Origin of the sequence: Anaerotignum lactatifermentans, from assembly GCF_014982935.1 — a bacterium.
Lineage (GTDB): Bacteria > Bacillota > Clostridia > Lachnospirales > Anaerotignaceae > Anaerotignum > Anaerotignum lactatifermentans.
Window position 1 is genome coordinate 26,735 of record NZ_JADCKK010000021.1, and the last position, 16,262, is coordinate 42,996.

Consider the following 16,262-nt stretch of genomic DNA (forward strand, 5'->3'; position numbering starts at 1 on the left):
TTACAGCTCAATAGCGCCCCATGTGATAGGCGCTTCTATAATTTCATTCTGCATCAACAAATAACAGGCATTGATCAGTGCTACCACCATATCCACTTTTCCGGCAGACCGTTTTTTGTTGACGTACATGTTCAGATTTGTGTCTTGTGTTACTCTGGCATTCTCAAAATTGATTTCCAGCAGTTCATTTTCGGTGTATTTGAATTTTCCTTCGAGAATATGTTCCTGCAAAATCTTCGTTGCCGGATGTAATACCGATGAATGCTGCCTGATTTCCACCGCTGTCATTCCTGCTGCTTCCAGCTTCTGTGCTGTTGACATGGCATTATACCTGTCAAACCCCACACCTACTACTTTTCCGCCTGTGTTTTCCTCAATGTTCATGATGTATCTCTCTATTACTCCATAGTCTACAATCTGATCACCACAGGCAATCGCTTTTGCTTCTTCCACAAATCTTTGATAGTCCACTTTTTCTGTACGGCTTTTTTCCTCCGCTTTTCCTTCTGGGAAAAATGCCATAACTTCTCCTTCGATAATGTCGTTTTCATCGTCATAAGCAGCAATAGCCACAGAGCAGTTGTCCGTGGTTATGGAAAGGTCAAGCCCAATATACAGCCGCTTCCCCGTCCAGTCGATTTTTGTCACTCTACCTTTCTGCACATCTGACACTGGTACATAGGTATCTGTTCCCATGCCCTGATAGATGATGTTGCAGTGTTTTGTCAAGAAGTTTTCTCTTGCAGACTTCATTTCGATTGCACGCTTTCTTTTTGCCTTCAAATCCTCCATGATTTTTGGCACTTCCAATGCCAGAGGGTTTGCGTGCTGTAGAATTTCATCGTTTTCCATCCAGTTGTCCTTGTCATCCGGTTCAAATAACAAAGCCAGAACGGTTTCATCCTCTACAACTCCATCCAATACCTTTTTTGCGTAGTCGACTTGTTCCTCAAATGGATTGAACATGGTCGGATATTTTGTAGAAATGATAAATCCTATGGGATTCTGAATGTTTGACTGACCTGAATACATTGCTTCCAGCGGGTATGGTGACGGCAGCGCTCCTACTTCGTCTGCAACAAACGCCGTCGGCTCCCTACTGTCCATACGGTTTCTGGATGTATTCAGCGGTGTGTATTTGATTTCTGTCATGTTACACAGGATGTAGTTCAGCAATATTTTGAATTTTGCTTTCCCTTTGCTTGTCCCACATAAAGCAGGGCTGCTTTTTATGATTTCTTCAATTTGGCTTTTGATTTCTCGACTGATCGTCCCATCCGGCGCAACGCTATATAGTTTCGCAAACTTATCTTCCGTCAGCATCAGCAGAATAAACATCAAACCCACCAGAAATGTTTTTCCGTTTTTTCTGGCTATTTCCAGAATCACGGTCTGATACCGCCGCTTCTGCGTATTTTCTCGGTATACCGTGCAAAGTGCCGCTATGATCAATACCCACTGGAAACCAGCTAAGGATTTTTCCACAGTTTTCCCTTTATGTGCACCTTTTGGCATTATGATAAGCCGCAAAAGTTTTAGCAGCAGTGTATATTTCTTTTCGTTGATGATGTACTTTTCATTTTTTCCGTCTGCGATCTCGACAAATTCTTTCAGCTGTTTTTTGACATACATTGGCGCTGGTATTTTTCCTTCCAGCACTTCTACTGCGTACCTGTACCCTTTGTTTTTTTCAATCAATCCCCATCACCCGCTAACAGCTTTGTCAGGGGATCTTCCTCCTGTTTGCTCAAACTAATTGCCATCTTTGCTCGTGCTTGTGGTGATAAGCCCAACTCGTTACAACCCCGATAGAAGTCCTGTGTATATTTTGCTCTGGCATTCATAACATCTGTGTCATACTTCTTTTCAGGCTTTGCTTCGATGTCTGCATCTATCTCCCGCAGTTTATCAATGGCAACCGCCGTCTTTGCTAGGATATAATCGTCTAATGCGCAAAGGATGTCTGCATCCTGCAACCGCTTCACGATTTCGCGGAATATTTTTTTCTGTTCCTTGTTCAAATTTTTCGGCGGTCTTGGTGGTGCATTTCCCTTCAATTTTTCTTCGGCGGCTGCCCGTCCTTCAATCTCATCTTTCGTCCTTGCACCCACCGCTACGCCGATTGGTTTCGCGGGGCGTCCCATATTTCCACCTCATTTCTAAAAAATTTTTTACGTTTGCGTCCGACAGTTTCGTGTGGAAAAGCGACGCCTTTTTTCAGATTTTTACCCCCCGGGGATACTTTTTGTCAGTTCCATTAGTTCTTCCCGTGATATCAGACCTGCTTCGGCGTCTTCATGATGTTTTCTGCAGAGCGTTATAAGGTTATCTTTTTTTAACCGCATATCCCAATCTTCTTTGACTGGCACAATGTGATGCACTTCTAACGGCTGCGGATCATATTTCCTTTTTCCATCATACCTCCCTTTAACCGAACATATCGAACATAAATATAAATCTCTTACTTTTGTTTCTTCCCTAGCTTTTTGCCATGCAAAACTTGATAAAAAACTATTATATTTTGATTCAAAACTATTAGTATTTCTTTTCTTTTTGTATTTTTTTGCTGGCTTTTTTGGACAGACTTCATTCCTCTGGTGCATCCTGCCGCAATATTGACATGCTTTCATCATTCTTTCATTCCCCCTTTCTGAAAAAACGCTCAACTGCAATCCGAATACTGTCCTCCGTGTCACCCATTCCAATTTTCTGGGCAATAGCTTTCCATGAGTACCTGTATTTATATTTCATAATGAGTGCCGTTCTGATTCGCAGGTTTGGAATCCTTTCCAATTCCTTTTCCACTTCCCTTTTTTCTTCCATCAACTGGTCAATCTGCCTTTGTGTTTCCATAGCTTCCTTGCACCGCTTCCTGCCGCTGCTCTGGATTTCAAAATTCTTTCGGTCAATCAAAATGATTATGTATGATTCCATAGCCCCATATCGTTCCATTTGCTCTTTGGTCAGCAATCATCCTCACTCCCTTCTTCATACGATCCATAGTCCATTCCACCCCGTCGAACTGCTTTCATATATCTCACCCATCCGATCTCTTCAAAGAAATCTTCATGTGCTGCTACAATTTCAAAATTTTTCGGCGCCCGAAGTTTCACCTTTCTTTTTGTTTCTTTCACAATTTCAATTGTTACTTTTGGCTTCTTCAGGTTTCTACTTCCGCTCCACCGCTTTCCTTTTTTCTTATAGTTCTCTTTTGTGAGATAACTTGCCAGACGATTGTCTTTCTGGTTTTTATAAAGATGCTTGATCAGCACCAGCCCTTTTCCCCAAATTTCCTGCAGGATCTGCTGCATCTCTTTCATGCTCAAACCTTCAAACTGATTCATGACAATGTGATGATGTATTCTACCCTGCATCTCAATCACATATATATATTTCAGTGGGTCGAATCCATTTCTGTTCCTGTATCGATTCAGCCGCCTGAAAAAATTCGACTGTTCTCTTCTGGCTTCTTCCAGATCCATAATGCAGTCATGTGTCAGCAATACAAAAATATCCTTTCCCGAAAAATTAGCATTGACCATTCTGGTCAGTTCTCTTCTGGTTCGGTATAGATTCCTTTTCTGTTGTTCCTCTGTTGTCAGATTTTCATTTCTGCCCCTTTCATATTTTTTCCCTATGGTTCTTGGGCAGTAAAACTCTTCTACTTCATAGACATCTCCTGCTCTTATTTTCTTTCTGTATTTTGGCATTTTCTTTTCCCCCTGTATATGTACGTAATGTTAATTGCTTTATGGACAGCCAAAAGGGATTTTACCCCCTTGAAAAAATGAGTTTCTTCCTATATAATGATGTTAGGCATTTTCAATTCCCATGTTCAGATATGGGAATAGCGGTCATTTCTGACCGCTTTTTTTATTTTGTATCTGTTGTTTTATTTTCCACTACGCAACCACAGACCTCTGGTCTATTCTGGCAGCTATTCTTGCATCCTTTCTTGAAACCACAATCAGCACATCACACATTGCCCCGTCTGCGGTCACAGTTGAAAATCTTGCATTTTCTTGCTTTCGATTTTTCCATATTTTTCCACCTATTTCATTCTGCTATTTTCTTTAACCATTCAAGTGTTATCTTTTCTGCAATCGACTTTGTGATGAACATTCTTTCCGTCGGCAACGAAAGAAACAAACTGATCCCCTCAACATCATCAACTTTTACAACAAGCTGTCTTGCCAATTCCTCATCATTCATTGACCGAATTCGGTCTGCATTTGTTTCTACTGGCTTTTCTTCAGGCTCAAAACATTTTTTGTCGAATATACAATTAAAACCAGATTTCATACATCTATCTGATACTCGATATTTGCATACACCCACACTCTCACCTCCCAAATCATTTTCCTGACCTCAACATACAGAAAAGCAGTTCTACCATTGACCGCTTTCTACCAATAGGCATTGACGATAGTACAACTCTCATCCTCCACCTTACGCCTTCAGCGTCCAATGGTGTTGGATCATCAAATTCTTCTGTTATGCTTTTTTCTTCTGGTATTGGACATATAGCCCCTATTTCATGTGGAATTTCTTTTACCACTTTTTTATATAGTTCCATCGGCATAACTAAATAGTTTTGTTCTGTCAAAAAGTTCTTTCCATATCCACTGTTGTAGTCTGCTAAGCAGCTTTTTACCTCGTATGATATAAAGCGCCCTTTTTCAATTTCAGAAACACTTACAACTCCACTTGGTACAAACTGCATAAAGTCAACTCGCTTCACATCTTTTGTTCCATAGTCAATGCTTACTTCTCTTGCCCAGTATTTTCCTATCCCTTGAAATCTATCATTTACCAATAGATCACTAAGAAATTTTGTGATTTCTTTTCTGTCCATCTTTACTTCTTCCCTTCTGTTTCTTCCGCTCACCCTCAAACGCACACTCTGTGCATAGTGCTTTTTCAAATGCCAGTCCTTCATATTCCTTTGGGATCGGTCGTTCATAACACTCACGCCCACATTTTGGACACTTTACCACTCGCCAGTTTGATAGAACACCTTTTGTGTTTTTCTTCAGAGGCATACAGATAATTCCTGGAATCCCTACTTTCCCCATACCTCAAAACCTCTTTTCTCTATTCCAATGTTTCCCCATGCGTAAAAAGCTTCTTTTTCTGCTTCCTCTGTTGTTTTGATCTTTTCCCAATCTGGTTTTGTATGTATGCACTGCTCTACTTCTCCGAACTGACTTTCATATTCACAAAGAAAACAATCATGCAGCGGTCGTCTTATATCATCTGGATATATCTCTTTCCAAAAATCCTCCTGTGTATAAATTTCATCTGACTTTCCATTGATTCTACGTTTCCAATTATTAAGATTTATGATTTGCCACATTGTTCTTTGTAAATCTTTTGCTTTTTCTTTCTTAAATGGAATAAAATCTTCATTGAAAATCTCAAAAAACGCTTCTTCACCATATACCTTTTCATATTCTCTCTGGCACAGCCGCTTCAACTGCAAATCCAGTCCACTGTTCGGGTATGCGTGCAGCCCTCCCAGAGCTGCACTATGATATTTCGCCTGCAGGTATACCCAGAATCCATGCCGATCTGACACTTCCCTTCTGCCTTCTCCGTGGAAGATGTGGTGTTTTTGCAGGTCTGTTTTTTGTCCGCTCACATAGCATACTTTCCGTTTCCCCTGAAGCACGCTGACGGAATGACTGCCGATTCTTTTTTCATTGTCTTCGATCACCTTCTGCACCGCCTTTTCCTGCTTCTGCTTCATACGCTTTTCTCTTACAGACCTCGCACTTTCCCTTCTTTTTGCACGTTTCGCAGAAACCGTCACATTCTGCTTCTGTAAAATCAAATTCTCTTTCCGTGAGTCTAAATAACTGGGACGCAAGCAGCACCGCTTCATTTTCATCCACTCCATTCACTCTTGCTGTATGTACCACCTGTTCTAATGCGCTACACATAATTTGCAGAATATCTTCACAGACCTTTTCTGCTTTTTCATTTTCCAACAGCCATTTGCCGACTACATGATTTTTCACATGGACCATACCAACACCCCTATTCCGTAGATAATTCCAAACCAAATCAAAACCGCCGCAATGATGGCACTTGCCATGACCGCCAACATCAGCGCCGCTTCTCTGGCATGTTTTCTTTCATTTTTCACTGCTTGTCCTCCAAAATCTGCATGATGTTCTGACACAGGCTTTTCATTGCCGTTCTCATTTTTCCGGCTTCCTCTGGTTCCTTTTCCTGTAAATTGTCGATGCAGGTCATCATTTCATTGAATTCCATCTGCACATTTTCAAAATGCACCTTGAACACTGCCATTTCCTGATTTCCGGCAAGACGTACCTTCTTATCGGCTTCTTCCTGCACCAGCTTCAACCGTTCTCTTAGTGCCAGTGCTGTTTTCTCTGCTTCTTTCTGGGCTTCCTCATGGGCTTCGATGGCTGCCTGTGCTTCTTTTGCTTCCTTTTTGGCTTTTTCAGCTTCTTTTTTTGCTTTGTCCAACTTCTTCTGCAAAGCTGCTTCTGCCTTTTTTTGGGCTTCTGCTTCCGCTTCCATCCGGATTTTTTCCAGTTCTGTTGCATCCAACAGGGTGGTCTGCTCCTTCTGCATCTGCAACTCTGAAACTTCTCCCTGCAGCTCTGCTACCTTCTTTTCCGCTTCTCTTGCGGCTGCTTCCGCCTGTTCCTTCAATTCGGATAAGCGCTTGATCTGTTTCTCCCCATGACTGTATGCAGCATCTACGGCTTCATCCTGCTTTTTCTGGGCTTCATCCTCAAACAAATCAAGCTGCTTTTTCAGTTTCTCCTTTTCTTTTCGCTCTGCTTCCAGCTCTTTCAGCACTTCCTTCAGTTCTTTGGTGGTCATCTCTGCCACCGTCTTTTCTTCCCCATTGATTTCATGGGCTTCTCCCACAAATTCTTCTCTTTCTTCTTCTGATAAATCGGTTAATGCTAATGCTTTTGACAGCGAATTTCCAATATCCGAAATCAGCTGCGGGTTTTTATACTCTTTTGCAATTTTCATAAAGTTCTGCGCTGTTCTTTCTGAAAAATCCACTTCGTTTTTCAGCCACTCTCCCCACGCTCCATGGGGCAGACACTGTTTCGCTTCCAGCAAACACTTTCCAATTTCAATCAATGCAAAACCTGCCTGCACCTTATATACTTGAATTTCCTGTGTGATAACCTCGATAGGTCTTGTCATTTCATTCATGCTGCGTTATCCTCCTTCTTTTTTCCACCTTTGTTCACAACTTTCTTCATCCATTGGTCTACAAATTCAAACACTTCCGGCTCTGTGCCATAGGATTTGTTATGTTCTGTTCTGCACTGTTTGACTAGGTTGTTCTGCAGTTCCAATGTATAATACGGCTTGTCCGGTTCTTCTGTTTTTCTGATAAAAAAAACCATTGTTTCCTGTTCTGCAATCCTTTTGCAGTATCCACCCACACAGTGATGCAGTGCCGCTCCTTCTGCCTGCAATTCCTCTTGTGTTCTGGCTGGACGAATCAGCAGCCCTTTCCATTCCCATGTATACCGTTCCATTTTTTCAACAGCTTTCTGGAATTTTTCCTGATCTGCTTTGTTTTTTTCAAATTTGATTTGTTCCATAGTTCGTTCATGTGCCTGTTTTAGATTTTTGGGGAAAAGCACCTGCTTATCGTTCAGATCCAGCCCCAGCGTCTGGCATTCCTCTATGTAATCCCTGAATATTCTTGAAGCATATTCCCAATATCTGAATGCTTTTACCGCCCTTTCCTGCTTTTCCAGATATTTTCCCAGCTTGTCCATACTCATATATCGCAGCAGTATTTTCATATCATCCACCGGAATATGTGTATTGACCACCTGTTCAACTTCTTTTTGTGTTGCTTGTGGTCTGATTTCATAGAATACATTCATTCTCTGGATGTCCCTCATTGTGTACTTCTCCGGCTCTTTCCATTTCAGCCAATGAAGCGGAAACTTGAAGCATTCTTTCAGTTTTTTTCTTTGCCATCGGATGGCATATCGTGTTTCCTTTTCCAGTCCGTCATTTTTTTGTTTTACCAGCAGGCTGTATCCGGCTTTATCCAAAAATTCAATAACCGGATACATTGCAAAATTCATCAAGTATTTGATAGGATTTTTTTGTTTATCTAAATGTTCAAGAATATTTGCATATTCCATTCTGGTTCCCTTCAGTACATCTTCTATTCCATAAGGGCAAAAATAATATGCATTATCATATACATCTGTTCCCTTCCATTTTGTCCATGTTTTCAGGTCATACCGTTGACATGTATAATAGTAGTTTTCCTTGCTTTCTTTCTGCCACTTCGCACAATACGTCCCTCTGATGGCATAGCGGACTGTTTCTTTCAGCCACTTTTTCAGGTCCTTCCATTCACCGGAAGGATCTCTTAATACTCTCCACTGGCGGAAAAATACGGTTTCTCCGTCTGTTCCTTTCTGTGCCATGACCACATTTTCCACATTTTCGACTAAAAAATTACTATTATCTTCTTTTACGCACTGTACCAACCCGCCGCAGTTTGGACATCTTACTCTTGCACCTTGATAAAATTTTTCTGACCAAGGCTGTGCATAAACTTCTTCTTTGCAATCGTAGCAAAACCCCTCAATATTGCCTTTTTTATAGAGCAGCACATGATCTTCTGCCAGCACCACATTTCTGATGTATTCAAACAGCCCTTCCGGTATTTCTTCCGGACAAAGCATCCAGTCATCATCCTTGAATTTTTCCATGAAACTTCCCCCTTACAGAAAATCTTCCAGTGACAGTTTCAATGTTTTTTTCTTCGTTTCCGCAATATTTGCGGATTTCGGTTTTTCCGCTTCCATTGCTTCAATACCGAAATATTCTCTTGCCCACTTATAAACTTCTTCATCTGCAATCACAGCACAGTTGCTGACAGCTTTTTTCTTTGCATTAGCCGTAATTGTTTTCAGTGCCGCTTCCAGCGTCTTCCCTTCTTCCAGCACTTTGTCTGCGATTTCTTCCGTTGTGATACAATCAATCAGGTGTTCCCCCACTAATGCTCTGTACTGATCCTCTGGGTGCTTCTGGATATCGTTGTTCAGTTTTTCGATGGCATTTTCAATCTTTCCCATGGTATTCTCTCCTTTATGCTTTTTTCTTCTGTTCCTGCCGCTGCAGGCTTAACATTTTCTTTTCATACAGAACATCTGTGATCTGCCGTTTCACTCTTTCCGCTTCCTCCGGCGTCTTTTCGCAGTATGATACTGTTACCTTGTACTCTTTCGGCATATTCACACCCCCTGTATATTGGTATGTTTCCCTCTGTTTGTCCTATTCGCTTATTCAGCTCCCCCCGCTGTCCCAGCAGGTGCATATACTCTGGAATCCTGTGTGGTCTGATGGGGCGTCTAATTGGGTCTGTCTTGAATAACAGCACCATTGCCTTCCCGATCTTTGGATAGTTGTCGGTCATGTAATACCCCAGCAGCTCTCCACACCGGATTCTCTTTTTGATCATGTTGTGATATGGGTACATCATGTTTCCTTTCCGCTTCGGTCATGTGTCGGACGCACGGCTCGACCATGCGCCCTTTTGAGTATGTTAGTAAATAGGAGGAGTGATTCGGGCATACGCCCGACACATGACCGAAACCTTTCTTACTTCCAGAATATTTCTTCCAACTTCTCACTGATATTTCTCACTGTGCTTTTTATTTCATCCACTTTTTTCATTTCTGAAAATTTCATGCCATTCTGGATGTATGTTTTCGGGCAGTCTGTATCAATCCAGCCTACAATATTCCCGCCCTGTTCGATTTCATTTTCAATTCTTTTTTTGCCGATGGGCTTATCTGGGTCTTCAATCAAAATCTGTGCATTCCAATCACCCTCTTTGATTTTCTTCTGTATCATTACATATCGGTATTTCATTGTTTAACGTCCTCCCTATGCAATCTTTTCTCTTGCTTCTGACAGCTCTTTCTGGGCTGCCATGCCTTTGATGAAACCCAGAATAAATTCCTTTTCGCTGGTCTGCAGCATGATAAATCCTTTTGCCGCTTCCACTGCATCGTCTACAATGACTTTTGTTCTTTCATCCATTTTCTGATTATTCATATTGACACCCCTTTCTTCTAAATTCTGTTGACAGTATTCTTATTTGCTCCTATTCTGAAAGTACAGGCTGTTGCAGCAGCCAAGTACTTAATGAAAGGAGGAATCTCTATGACAACTCAAAACCCTGATTACGAAGGTTTCGATCGTATATCTGATGCGCAAAAAGCACATGATCTTGCCGTTGCCTATTCTGTATATGTGGCTACATCAAGTTCAGAATCATTCGATGTGCAGGATTTTTATCAAGATTACGAAAACGCTTATCCCGTTTTTCTGAAACTTGTTAAATCTCATCGGTAACCTCTATAAATAGCGAACGGTTTTTCTTTTTCAAATCGTTCGTTATTTTTTTTGATTTTCTGTTCTAAAAATGCAGGAAATGTTTCTGCATCCTCTACGTCAAATTCCAGTTCCTCCATTCTCTCCATAATTTCTTTTGCAAAGTCATCTTTTTTCATTTCTGTTGAAATGATAGATTTTCTTGCTGCTCCACTTCCTTTTTCCATATTGACACCCCTTTCTTTTTGCTTTTCTATGGCTATCATAAGCCAATAAAAAGCAAATGTCAATATAGTTTTGCTTTTTTGTGGCATTTTCTATTGATTTTTTATTTTTCTCGTGATATTCTTTTCTTAGTTGATGGACAGGAGGTGATATTTTGCAGGCATTAAATCAAAGATTGATTGAATTACGAAAAGATAAAAAACTTACTCAAGCTGAATTTGCATCAAAACTGAATTTATCACGTTCTGCAGTTTCAAATTATGAGTATGGAAAAACTGATGTTCCTGATAGAACTGTTAAAGACATTTGCCGTGTTTTTAACGTCAATGAAGAATGGCTCCGGACTGGTGTCGGTGATATGTATCGTCCTCCAATGGAAAAAGGGAATGAGTTGGTTGAACTGGTCGCCGATCTTGTTCAGACTGATGATGATTTTTCAAAGCAGTTTATCATCGAATACCTGAAATTAAGTGAGGATGAAAAAGAAGTCATCAAAAAGATAATGAGAAATGTGAAAGATTATTTGTGAGGGTGATTATATGGGACTTTTTGGTATTTTTGGAAGCAACAAATCGAAAGAACCTTCTTTCAATCCTTATGACGCTGTATTCATGCTTTATCAGGTCGGTAAACCATGGAATCAGCCTTATGTTCCATCCGTCCTAAAAAATTATTATTCTTCTGAACATAATTTTTCAAACACAACATACCAGCGTATTATATCTAATGGATGGATTCAGCCCTCTAGTAAGATTTCTGCTCTTGGCAGTTTGAAGCTTACTGAATTAAAAGATATTGCTGCACAATATGATATTCCAGTCAAAGGAAAAAAAGATGATATTGTGCATCTACTATCTGAAAATTTAACAGAGGACCTATTGGCTCCGATTTCTATTCCGACAGTTGCAGAATTATCTACAAAAGGAAAGGAACTTCTTTCCCAATATCCTTATCTTGAATTTATGAAAACACATAGGCAACGCATTTGTTGTGACTTATTTGTTTTCCACGAAAATTGGGTTGCTACCGTTTCTCAATTCCCAAGTTATTCATTCAGAGATTTGTTATTAGAATCTTTAGATTCTGAATGTTTTGACTTCTCTGATATTAGCCGTGTTGACCGTTATGATTACGATTCAGAAAGGGAATATGAAAAAGCACTTCGTGAATATGAGCGTGACTGGGAGAAAAGAGCCAAAGAGGATTATCGTGATGCTGTAAAATATATCAAAGAATATTTTAAACAAAACACTGCTAAGAATAAAAATTCTTCTGCTGTTGAATCTAAACCAAAAAGAGCCAGAAAAACAAAATCCGCATCTATATTTGAAAAGTCTGTCTTTGCATGTCTCTCCGATTTTATTGAATCTTCTGACTTATCTTCTTCCGAAGATTCAAACTGCATCACCGTTTTTTATAAGAAAGGTAATGCTAGACCTATTTGTAAACTTGTTAATAATGATTCAGAAAAATTATTGTTTATTTCTAATGATCATTCTGATTTTGATGAATATAAGATTTCATCCATTGATGATTTATCAGAACATCAACATCTTTTGATTGAATCACTTGTCAGATATTTGTAAAAAAAAAGCGGTCTTTCGACCGCTTTCTTCATAGCTAAAAATTTTTTACAAAATCATAAATGATCCACAGGAATTTCACGCTATGGATTTCTTGCAGTTTATTGATGATCTGTTCCCTTATTTTTTCTTCGTCACTCATTTCTGCGATTTCCCTCCCCGTGGATTTTCTATCTATTGACATTATAGAACGTATGTTCGTATTTTGCAACCCTTTTTCTAGTTTCTTTCAGAAATGGAGGTCTATCATGATTGCAATATATGCCAGACAATCCGTAGAAAAAAAGGATAGTATCAGCATCGAAAGCCAAATTGAATATGCAAAACATGAAGTATTTTCGGATGACTTCAAAATCTATCAGGACAGCGGATTTTCCGGTAAAAATACCAACCGCCCCGCATTCATGGAAATGATGCACGACATTGAAGCCGGACGCATCGAAAAGGTTGTTGTCTACCGTCTGGATAGAATCAGCCGCTCCATCGTAGACTTTGCCGACTTCATTGACGTGCTGGAAAATAACGGCATCTCCTTTGTTTCCGCCACAGAAAAGTTTGACACTTCCACTCCCATGGGACGTGCCATGCTTTATATCATTATTGTGTTTGCCCAGCTTGAACGGGAAACCATCGCTGAACGTGTCCGGGATAACTACTACGCCCGTGTTAAAAAAGGCGCTTGGGGCGGCGGTCCCGCTGCCTATGGCTTTGATCTGGTGCGTACCACGTTGGACGGAAAGAAAGCTACCATCTACCAGCCTAACGCCGATCTGGAAACAGTAGCCCGTATTTTTGAAGTGTATTCCCGCCCAAATACTAGTCTTTCCGATGTGCAAAAGGAGCTGATCCGGACAGGCTCCCTTTCTTCCGGTGGCGTCAATTTCGACAATGTAAAACTTTCCAGCATCTTGAAAAATCCCGCTTATGTACGGGCGGACATTGCCGTGTATAACTACTACAAAGCCCGTGGTGCTATCCTAGCAAATGAACCAGAAGATTTTGACGGCGTCCACGGCTGTATTTTGGTAGGCAAACGTGATGCCAGCGAAAGGAAATACAAAGATGTTTCCAATCATTTATTGGCTATTGGACACCATAAAGGCATTGTTGACAGCACCATGTTTTTATATTGCCAGGAAAAATTATCAAAGAATCGGCAGATAAAAAACACCGGAAAAGGAAAGCATTCCTGGTTGACTGGTTTGGTCAAATGCGGTCACTGCGGTTATGCTTTTTCCGTTCGATTCGGTCAAACAAAAGAAGGTCCTACCCCCTACTTTGTATGCTCTGGAAAATATCTCCATAAGTGCTGTGACGTAAAGCAGACACACCGTGTACGGGACGTGGAAGCCCATGTGCAGGCACGATTGATACAAGAGGTGGAATCATACCACCTTACACGAGAAAAGCGTGAAAACGCCGTTATCAAACAAAATCAGCAGAAAATCGCAGACATCGACAGCAAAATAGAAAATCTGATTTCTACTCTGGAAAATGTCAGCAGTATTTCCGCAGAATATATCAACCGCAGAATCGAAACCCTTCACCGGGAAAAACAGCTGCTCATTCATCAATATTCGGAAGCCTTGGCAGAATTCAATACAGCAGAGGTCATCCCCTTCACTGCGGATGACTGGGAAAATATGTCCTTTGAAGATCGCCGGGACATTGCCCATAATATGATTGACCGTGTCGTTTTAACAGAAGATGGTATTGATATTCGGTTCAAATAAAAAAGAGGAAAGCAATCGCTTTTCCTCTTTTCTTTTTGTTTCCTATGTATCCACATCCCACTGGATAGAATAATACCCATTTTCCTTTGCTGTTCGGATAACGTTATCATTGTATTCTCCAAATGGTGGGCGGAATAAATTCATGTCAATCCCCGTTAACTCTTTTACTGCCTCATGGCATCCCTGCAATTCCTGTGTAATTTGTTCTGACGATAAAGTGCTCATGTGGGGATGCGTTGCTGAGTGATTTCCTAAATCATGACCTGCGGCAGCAATTTTTTCCACCTCTTCTGGATATTTATCCACCCAATACCCACAAAGGAAAAAAGTTGCCGTCACATCATTGTCGTCTAAAATCTGTAGCAACTCATCTGTATCGTCCGCACCCCATGCAGCATCAAAACTGATTGCCACCTTTTTTTCATCTGTCTGCACACAGTAAATGGGTAATTCCCGTTTTGTCTGTGCCGTCAGCACCGCTGAAGTGTATTCTGCCACAGGCGGTAGAAAATGCGCACCTAAGCCAATGGCAGCCAATACTGATACACCTAAAATGACATACTTCTTCTTCAAATGAATCGCACGGAAAAATTGCATAATCTTCCCTCCGTTTTTGTTCTATCCTATGCAAAAAACAATTTTTCTATGATAAAAACGGACAAGTATTGGGAAAAGAAGACATTTTCTCCATGTCTTTTTCATGATATTTATTTCTCGAATTTTTTCAGATTATAGGAAAAATGTTCCATATCTTCTGGCAAAATCAAAGACTTTTTGCTGTCAGCTTCTGTAATGGGACGAATGGGTCTGCAGGGATTTCCGTAAGCCAGATAATTATCAGGGATATCCTTTGTAACTACGCTTCCTGCACCAATGACAACATTATTCCCAATATGCACACCGCCAATGACAACGGTATTGCAGGCGATCCACACATTATCCCCAATGTGAATCTCATCGGCATATTCCGCCATAGTGGTTTTTCCCTCATCATCCAGTCCCATTCTTTCCTGGGCAATCAGTGGATGGGACGTTGCCATCAGGGAAACATTGGGACCAAAGCATACATTATCCCCAATATAAATCCGTGCGTCGTCCATGACTGTCAGATTAAAATTGGCAAAAAAGTTCTCTCCAATAAACGTATGAGAGCCATAATTGAACTGGATAGGTCCCTGAAAATAGTACACCTTCCCAATTTTTCCAATGAACTCCTGAATGATGGGACTTCTTTCAGGATCATATTCATCCATGGTATTATATTTCTGACAGGCAATATGGGCTTTATGCTTAATGTCCTTTAATTCCTGTTTTCTTGGGTCAAACATCTTTCCGGCATAAATTTTTTCTTCTTCTGTCATCATAAACACCTTCCTTTCCCATTTTCTATTTCCTATTTTAGCACTGCTTTTTTCAAAATACCAGCCCTCTGATCTTCCCCATTGCTTGACAATTCATCCTCATTGTGCTTGAATAAATACAATGAAAAGTCCAGCGGTGATATGTCAAGATAAAAACAATATTGAAAGATATACTTTCAGCTATGTTTCAAAAAGACAAAAACACCCACCTAAGCCCTGCAAATCGTATTTTTGAAAAATGAGCAGGGTTAGTGTATCGGCAGATAGAAAAATCTATTCTGCCGGACGATATAAACGATTGTCTTTGAGCAGTGCAAAGACTAACCGCACAAATTTACGAGCAGTTAATGCGAGGGCACGTTTGTGTTGAAATCTATTTACTTCTTTATATTTGATGTGGTAAAAGCGGTTGTATTCCTTGTCGCATCTTACAAGAGAAAATGCTGCTTCACACAGATAATACTTTAAGAATCGGTTGCCGGAATGAATCATTCTTGTTGTCTGGGCTTCAAAGTCGCCTGATTGGTGCTGCTGCCATGCAAGACCTGCATATTTAGCAAGGGCAGCCTGATTTTGAAAACGGTTGATGTCTCCGATCTCAGCCATAATTCCAGCAGAAAGTACCGGACCAATACCGGGAATGGATATCAAAACATTGGGCAAAAGTTCCATTTGCTTCGTGATAGCTTTATCAAATGCTTTGATTTGGGATTCCAATGCTCTGATTGATGTTATGGAGATAGCAAGCACCTGATTTACAGAATCATTCACGGTTTTAGGCAAACGATAGGAGCTTCTGGCAGCTTTCTGGAGGGCTTTGGCTACTGCATCCGGATCAGGGAAACGGTTCTTCCCTTTTTCCATAATAAATGCAGTCAGTTCTTGTAAGTCCATCTTTGCCAGTGTTTCTGCGGATTCAAATTTTTCGTAGACAGCAAGGGCGGTGGTGCTGAAGGTATCGGAAAATACCTTTTCCTGCGTCATGGTAG

Annotated in this window: 24 protein-coding genes; 4 read left to right on the forward strand and 20 right to left on the reverse strand. The window is 40.7% G+C overall.

Features of this window, described 5'->3' with window-relative positions:
* The 16 genes from INF29_RS07200 to INF29_RS07270 form a co-directional block, all read right to left on the reverse strand.
* Window positions 1-1,698, reverse strand: coding sequence for a terminase large subunit (locus INF29_RS07200; RefSeq protein WP_207728134.1), 1,698 nt, complete (start codon window positions 1,696-1,698; stop codon window positions 1-3).
* Window positions 1,695-2,144 carry a phage terminase small subunit P27 family gene (locus INF29_RS07205; RefSeq protein ID WP_022253676.1) on the reverse strand — a complete coding sequence of 150 codons (450 nt, stop codon included), beginning with the start codon at window positions 2,142-2,144 and terminating at the stop codon, window positions 1,695-1,697. The genes INF29_RS07200 and INF29_RS07205 overlap by 4 nt, the downstream gene beginning before the upstream one ends.
* Before the next feature lie 81 nt (window positions 2,145-2,225).
* Window positions 2,226-2,633 (reverse strand): HNH endonuclease, encoded by a 408-nt coding sequence (locus tag INF29_RS07210; protein ID WP_193485606.1) that lies wholly within the window; start codon window positions 2,631-2,633, stop codon window positions 2,226-2,228.
* 4 nt (window positions 2,634-2,637) lie between these two features.
* A complete protein-coding gene (locus INF29_RS07215; RefSeq protein WP_193485608.1) occupies window positions 2,638-2,970 on the reverse strand; it encodes a hypothetical protein in 333 nt (110 codons plus the stop codon).
* Window positions 2,964-3,710, reverse strand: a complete 747-nt coding sequence (locus INF29_RS15495; RefSeq protein ID WP_456298264.1) for a rolling circle replication-associated protein — start codon at window positions 3,708-3,710, stop codon at window positions 2,964-2,966. Before INF29_RS15495 ends, INF29_RS07215 begins: the two co-directional genes overlap by 7 nt.
* A gap of 346 nt (window positions 3,711-4,056) precedes the next feature.
* Window positions 4,057-4,338: a hypothetical protein gene (locus tag INF29_RS07225; protein ID WP_193485611.1), complete on the reverse strand. Its 282-nt coding sequence runs from the start codon at window positions 4,336-4,338 to the stop codon at window positions 4,057-4,059.
* Between the two features lie 16 nt (window positions 4,339-4,354).
* A complete protein-coding gene (locus tag INF29_RS07230) occupies window positions 4,355-4,963 on the reverse strand; it encodes a hypothetical protein (RefSeq protein ID WP_243184119.1) in 609 nt (202 codons plus the stop codon).
* A gap of 99 nt (window positions 4,964-5,062) precedes the next feature.
* Window positions 5,063-5,641, reverse strand: a complete 579-nt coding sequence (locus tag INF29_RS07235; protein ID WP_193485613.1) for a hypothetical protein — start codon at window positions 5,639-5,641, stop codon at window positions 5,063-5,065.
* Window positions 5,642-5,699: 58 nt separating this feature from the next.
* On the reverse strand, window positions 5,700-6,029 hold the full coding sequence (locus tag INF29_RS07240) for a hypothetical protein (protein ID WP_193485615.1): 330 nt from the start codon (window positions 6,027-6,029) through the stop codon (window positions 5,700-5,702).
* Complete coding sequence (locus INF29_RS14925) at window positions 6,017-6,148, reverse strand: hypothetical protein (protein ID WP_272872640.1); 132 nt, start codon at window positions 6,146-6,148, stop codon at window positions 6,017-6,019. Before INF29_RS14925 ends, INF29_RS07240 begins: the two co-directional genes overlap by 13 nt.
* Window positions 6,145-7,206 carry a DUF3102 domain-containing protein gene (locus tag INF29_RS07245; protein ID WP_193485617.1) on the reverse strand — a complete coding sequence of 354 codons (1,062 nt, stop codon included), beginning with the start codon at window positions 7,204-7,206 and terminating at the stop codon, window positions 6,145-6,147. Before INF29_RS07245 ends, INF29_RS14925 begins: the two co-directional genes overlap by 4 nt.
* Window positions 7,203-8,741, reverse strand: a complete 1,539-nt coding sequence (locus tag INF29_RS07250; RefSeq protein WP_193485619.1) for a PcfJ domain-containing protein — start codon at window positions 8,739-8,741, stop codon at window positions 7,203-7,205. The genes INF29_RS07245 and INF29_RS07250 overlap by 4 nt, the downstream gene beginning before the upstream one ends.
* Window positions 8,742-8,753: 12 nt before the next feature.
* A complete protein-coding gene (locus tag INF29_RS07255; protein WP_193485621.1) occupies window positions 8,754-9,107 on the reverse strand; it encodes a Cas9 inhibitor AcrIIA9 family protein in 354 nt (117 codons plus the stop codon).
* 13 nt (window positions 9,108-9,120) lie between these two features.
* Window positions 9,121-9,264, reverse strand: coding sequence for a hypothetical protein (locus INF29_RS07260; RefSeq protein ID WP_193485623.1), 144 nt, complete (start codon window positions 9,262-9,264; stop codon window positions 9,121-9,123).
* A 369-nt stretch (window positions 9,265-9,633) separates the two neighbouring features.
* The gene (locus tag INF29_RS07265; RefSeq protein ID WP_193485625.1) at window positions 9,634-9,906 is read right to left on the reverse strand and encodes a hypothetical protein; all 273 of its coding nucleotides are present in this window, start codon (window positions 9,904-9,906) and stop codon (window positions 9,634-9,636) included.
* 15 nt (window positions 9,907-9,921) lie between these two features.
* Window positions 9,922-10,092 (reverse strand): hypothetical protein, encoded by a 171-nt coding sequence (locus INF29_RS07270; protein ID WP_193485627.1) that lies wholly within the window; start codon window positions 10,090-10,092, stop codon window positions 9,922-9,924.
* Between the two features lie 108 nt (window positions 10,093-10,200).
* Between INF29_RS07270 and INF29_RS07275 the strand changes: the two genes are divergently transcribed.
* Window positions 10,201-10,392 (forward strand): hypothetical protein, encoded by a 192-nt coding sequence (locus INF29_RS07275; protein ID WP_193485629.1) that lies wholly within the window; start codon window positions 10,201-10,203, stop codon window positions 10,390-10,392.
* Here INF29_RS07275 and INF29_RS07280 read toward each other — a convergent pair.
* Entirely contained in the window at window positions 10,383-10,598 is a 216-nt protein-coding gene (locus INF29_RS07280) for a hypothetical protein (RefSeq protein ID WP_193485631.1), read from the reverse strand. The genes INF29_RS07275 and INF29_RS07280 overlap by 10 nt on opposite strands.
* Before the next feature lie 152 nt (window positions 10,599-10,750).
* On the opposite strand from INF29_RS07280, the gene INF29_RS07285 reads away from it, so the two are divergent.
* The 3 genes from INF29_RS07285 (at window position 10,751) to INF29_RS07295 (ending at window position 13,912) form a co-directional block, all read left to right on the forward strand.
* On the forward strand, window positions 10,751-11,125 hold the full coding sequence (locus INF29_RS07285; protein WP_193485633.1) for a helix-turn-helix domain-containing protein: 375 nt from the start codon (window positions 10,751-10,753) through the stop codon (window positions 11,123-11,125).
* A 10-nt stretch (window positions 11,126-11,135) separates the two neighbouring features.
* Window positions 11,136-12,182: an SAP domain-containing protein gene (locus tag INF29_RS07290; protein WP_193485635.1), complete on the forward strand. Its 1,047-nt coding sequence runs from the start codon at window positions 11,136-11,138 to the stop codon at window positions 12,180-12,182.
* A gap of 245 nt (window positions 12,183-12,427) precedes the next feature.
* Window positions 12,428-13,912, forward strand: a complete 1,485-nt coding sequence (locus INF29_RS07295; protein WP_193485637.1) for a recombinase family protein — start codon at window positions 12,428-12,430, stop codon at window positions 13,910-13,912.
* Window positions 13,913-13,954: 42 nt separating this feature from the next.
* On the opposite strand, the gene INF29_RS07300 is transcribed toward INF29_RS07295, so the two are convergent.
* From INF29_RS07300 to INF29_RS07310, 3 genes are all read right to left on the reverse strand, one after another.
* Window positions 13,955-14,509 (reverse strand): polysaccharide deacetylase family protein, encoded by a 555-nt coding sequence (locus INF29_RS07300; RefSeq protein ID WP_191344238.1) that lies wholly within the window; start codon window positions 14,507-14,509, stop codon window positions 13,955-13,957.
* 110 nt (window positions 14,510-14,619) lie between these two features.
* A complete protein-coding gene (locus INF29_RS07305) occupies window positions 14,620-15,273 on the reverse strand; it encodes a sugar O-acetyltransferase (RefSeq protein WP_193485645.1) in 654 nt (217 codons plus the stop codon).
* A 273-nt stretch (window positions 15,274-15,546) separates the two neighbouring features.
* Window positions 15,547-16,262: transposase (locus INF29_RS07310; RefSeq protein WP_193485639.1), on the reverse strand; the 716-nt coding region annotated here is incomplete at its 5' end.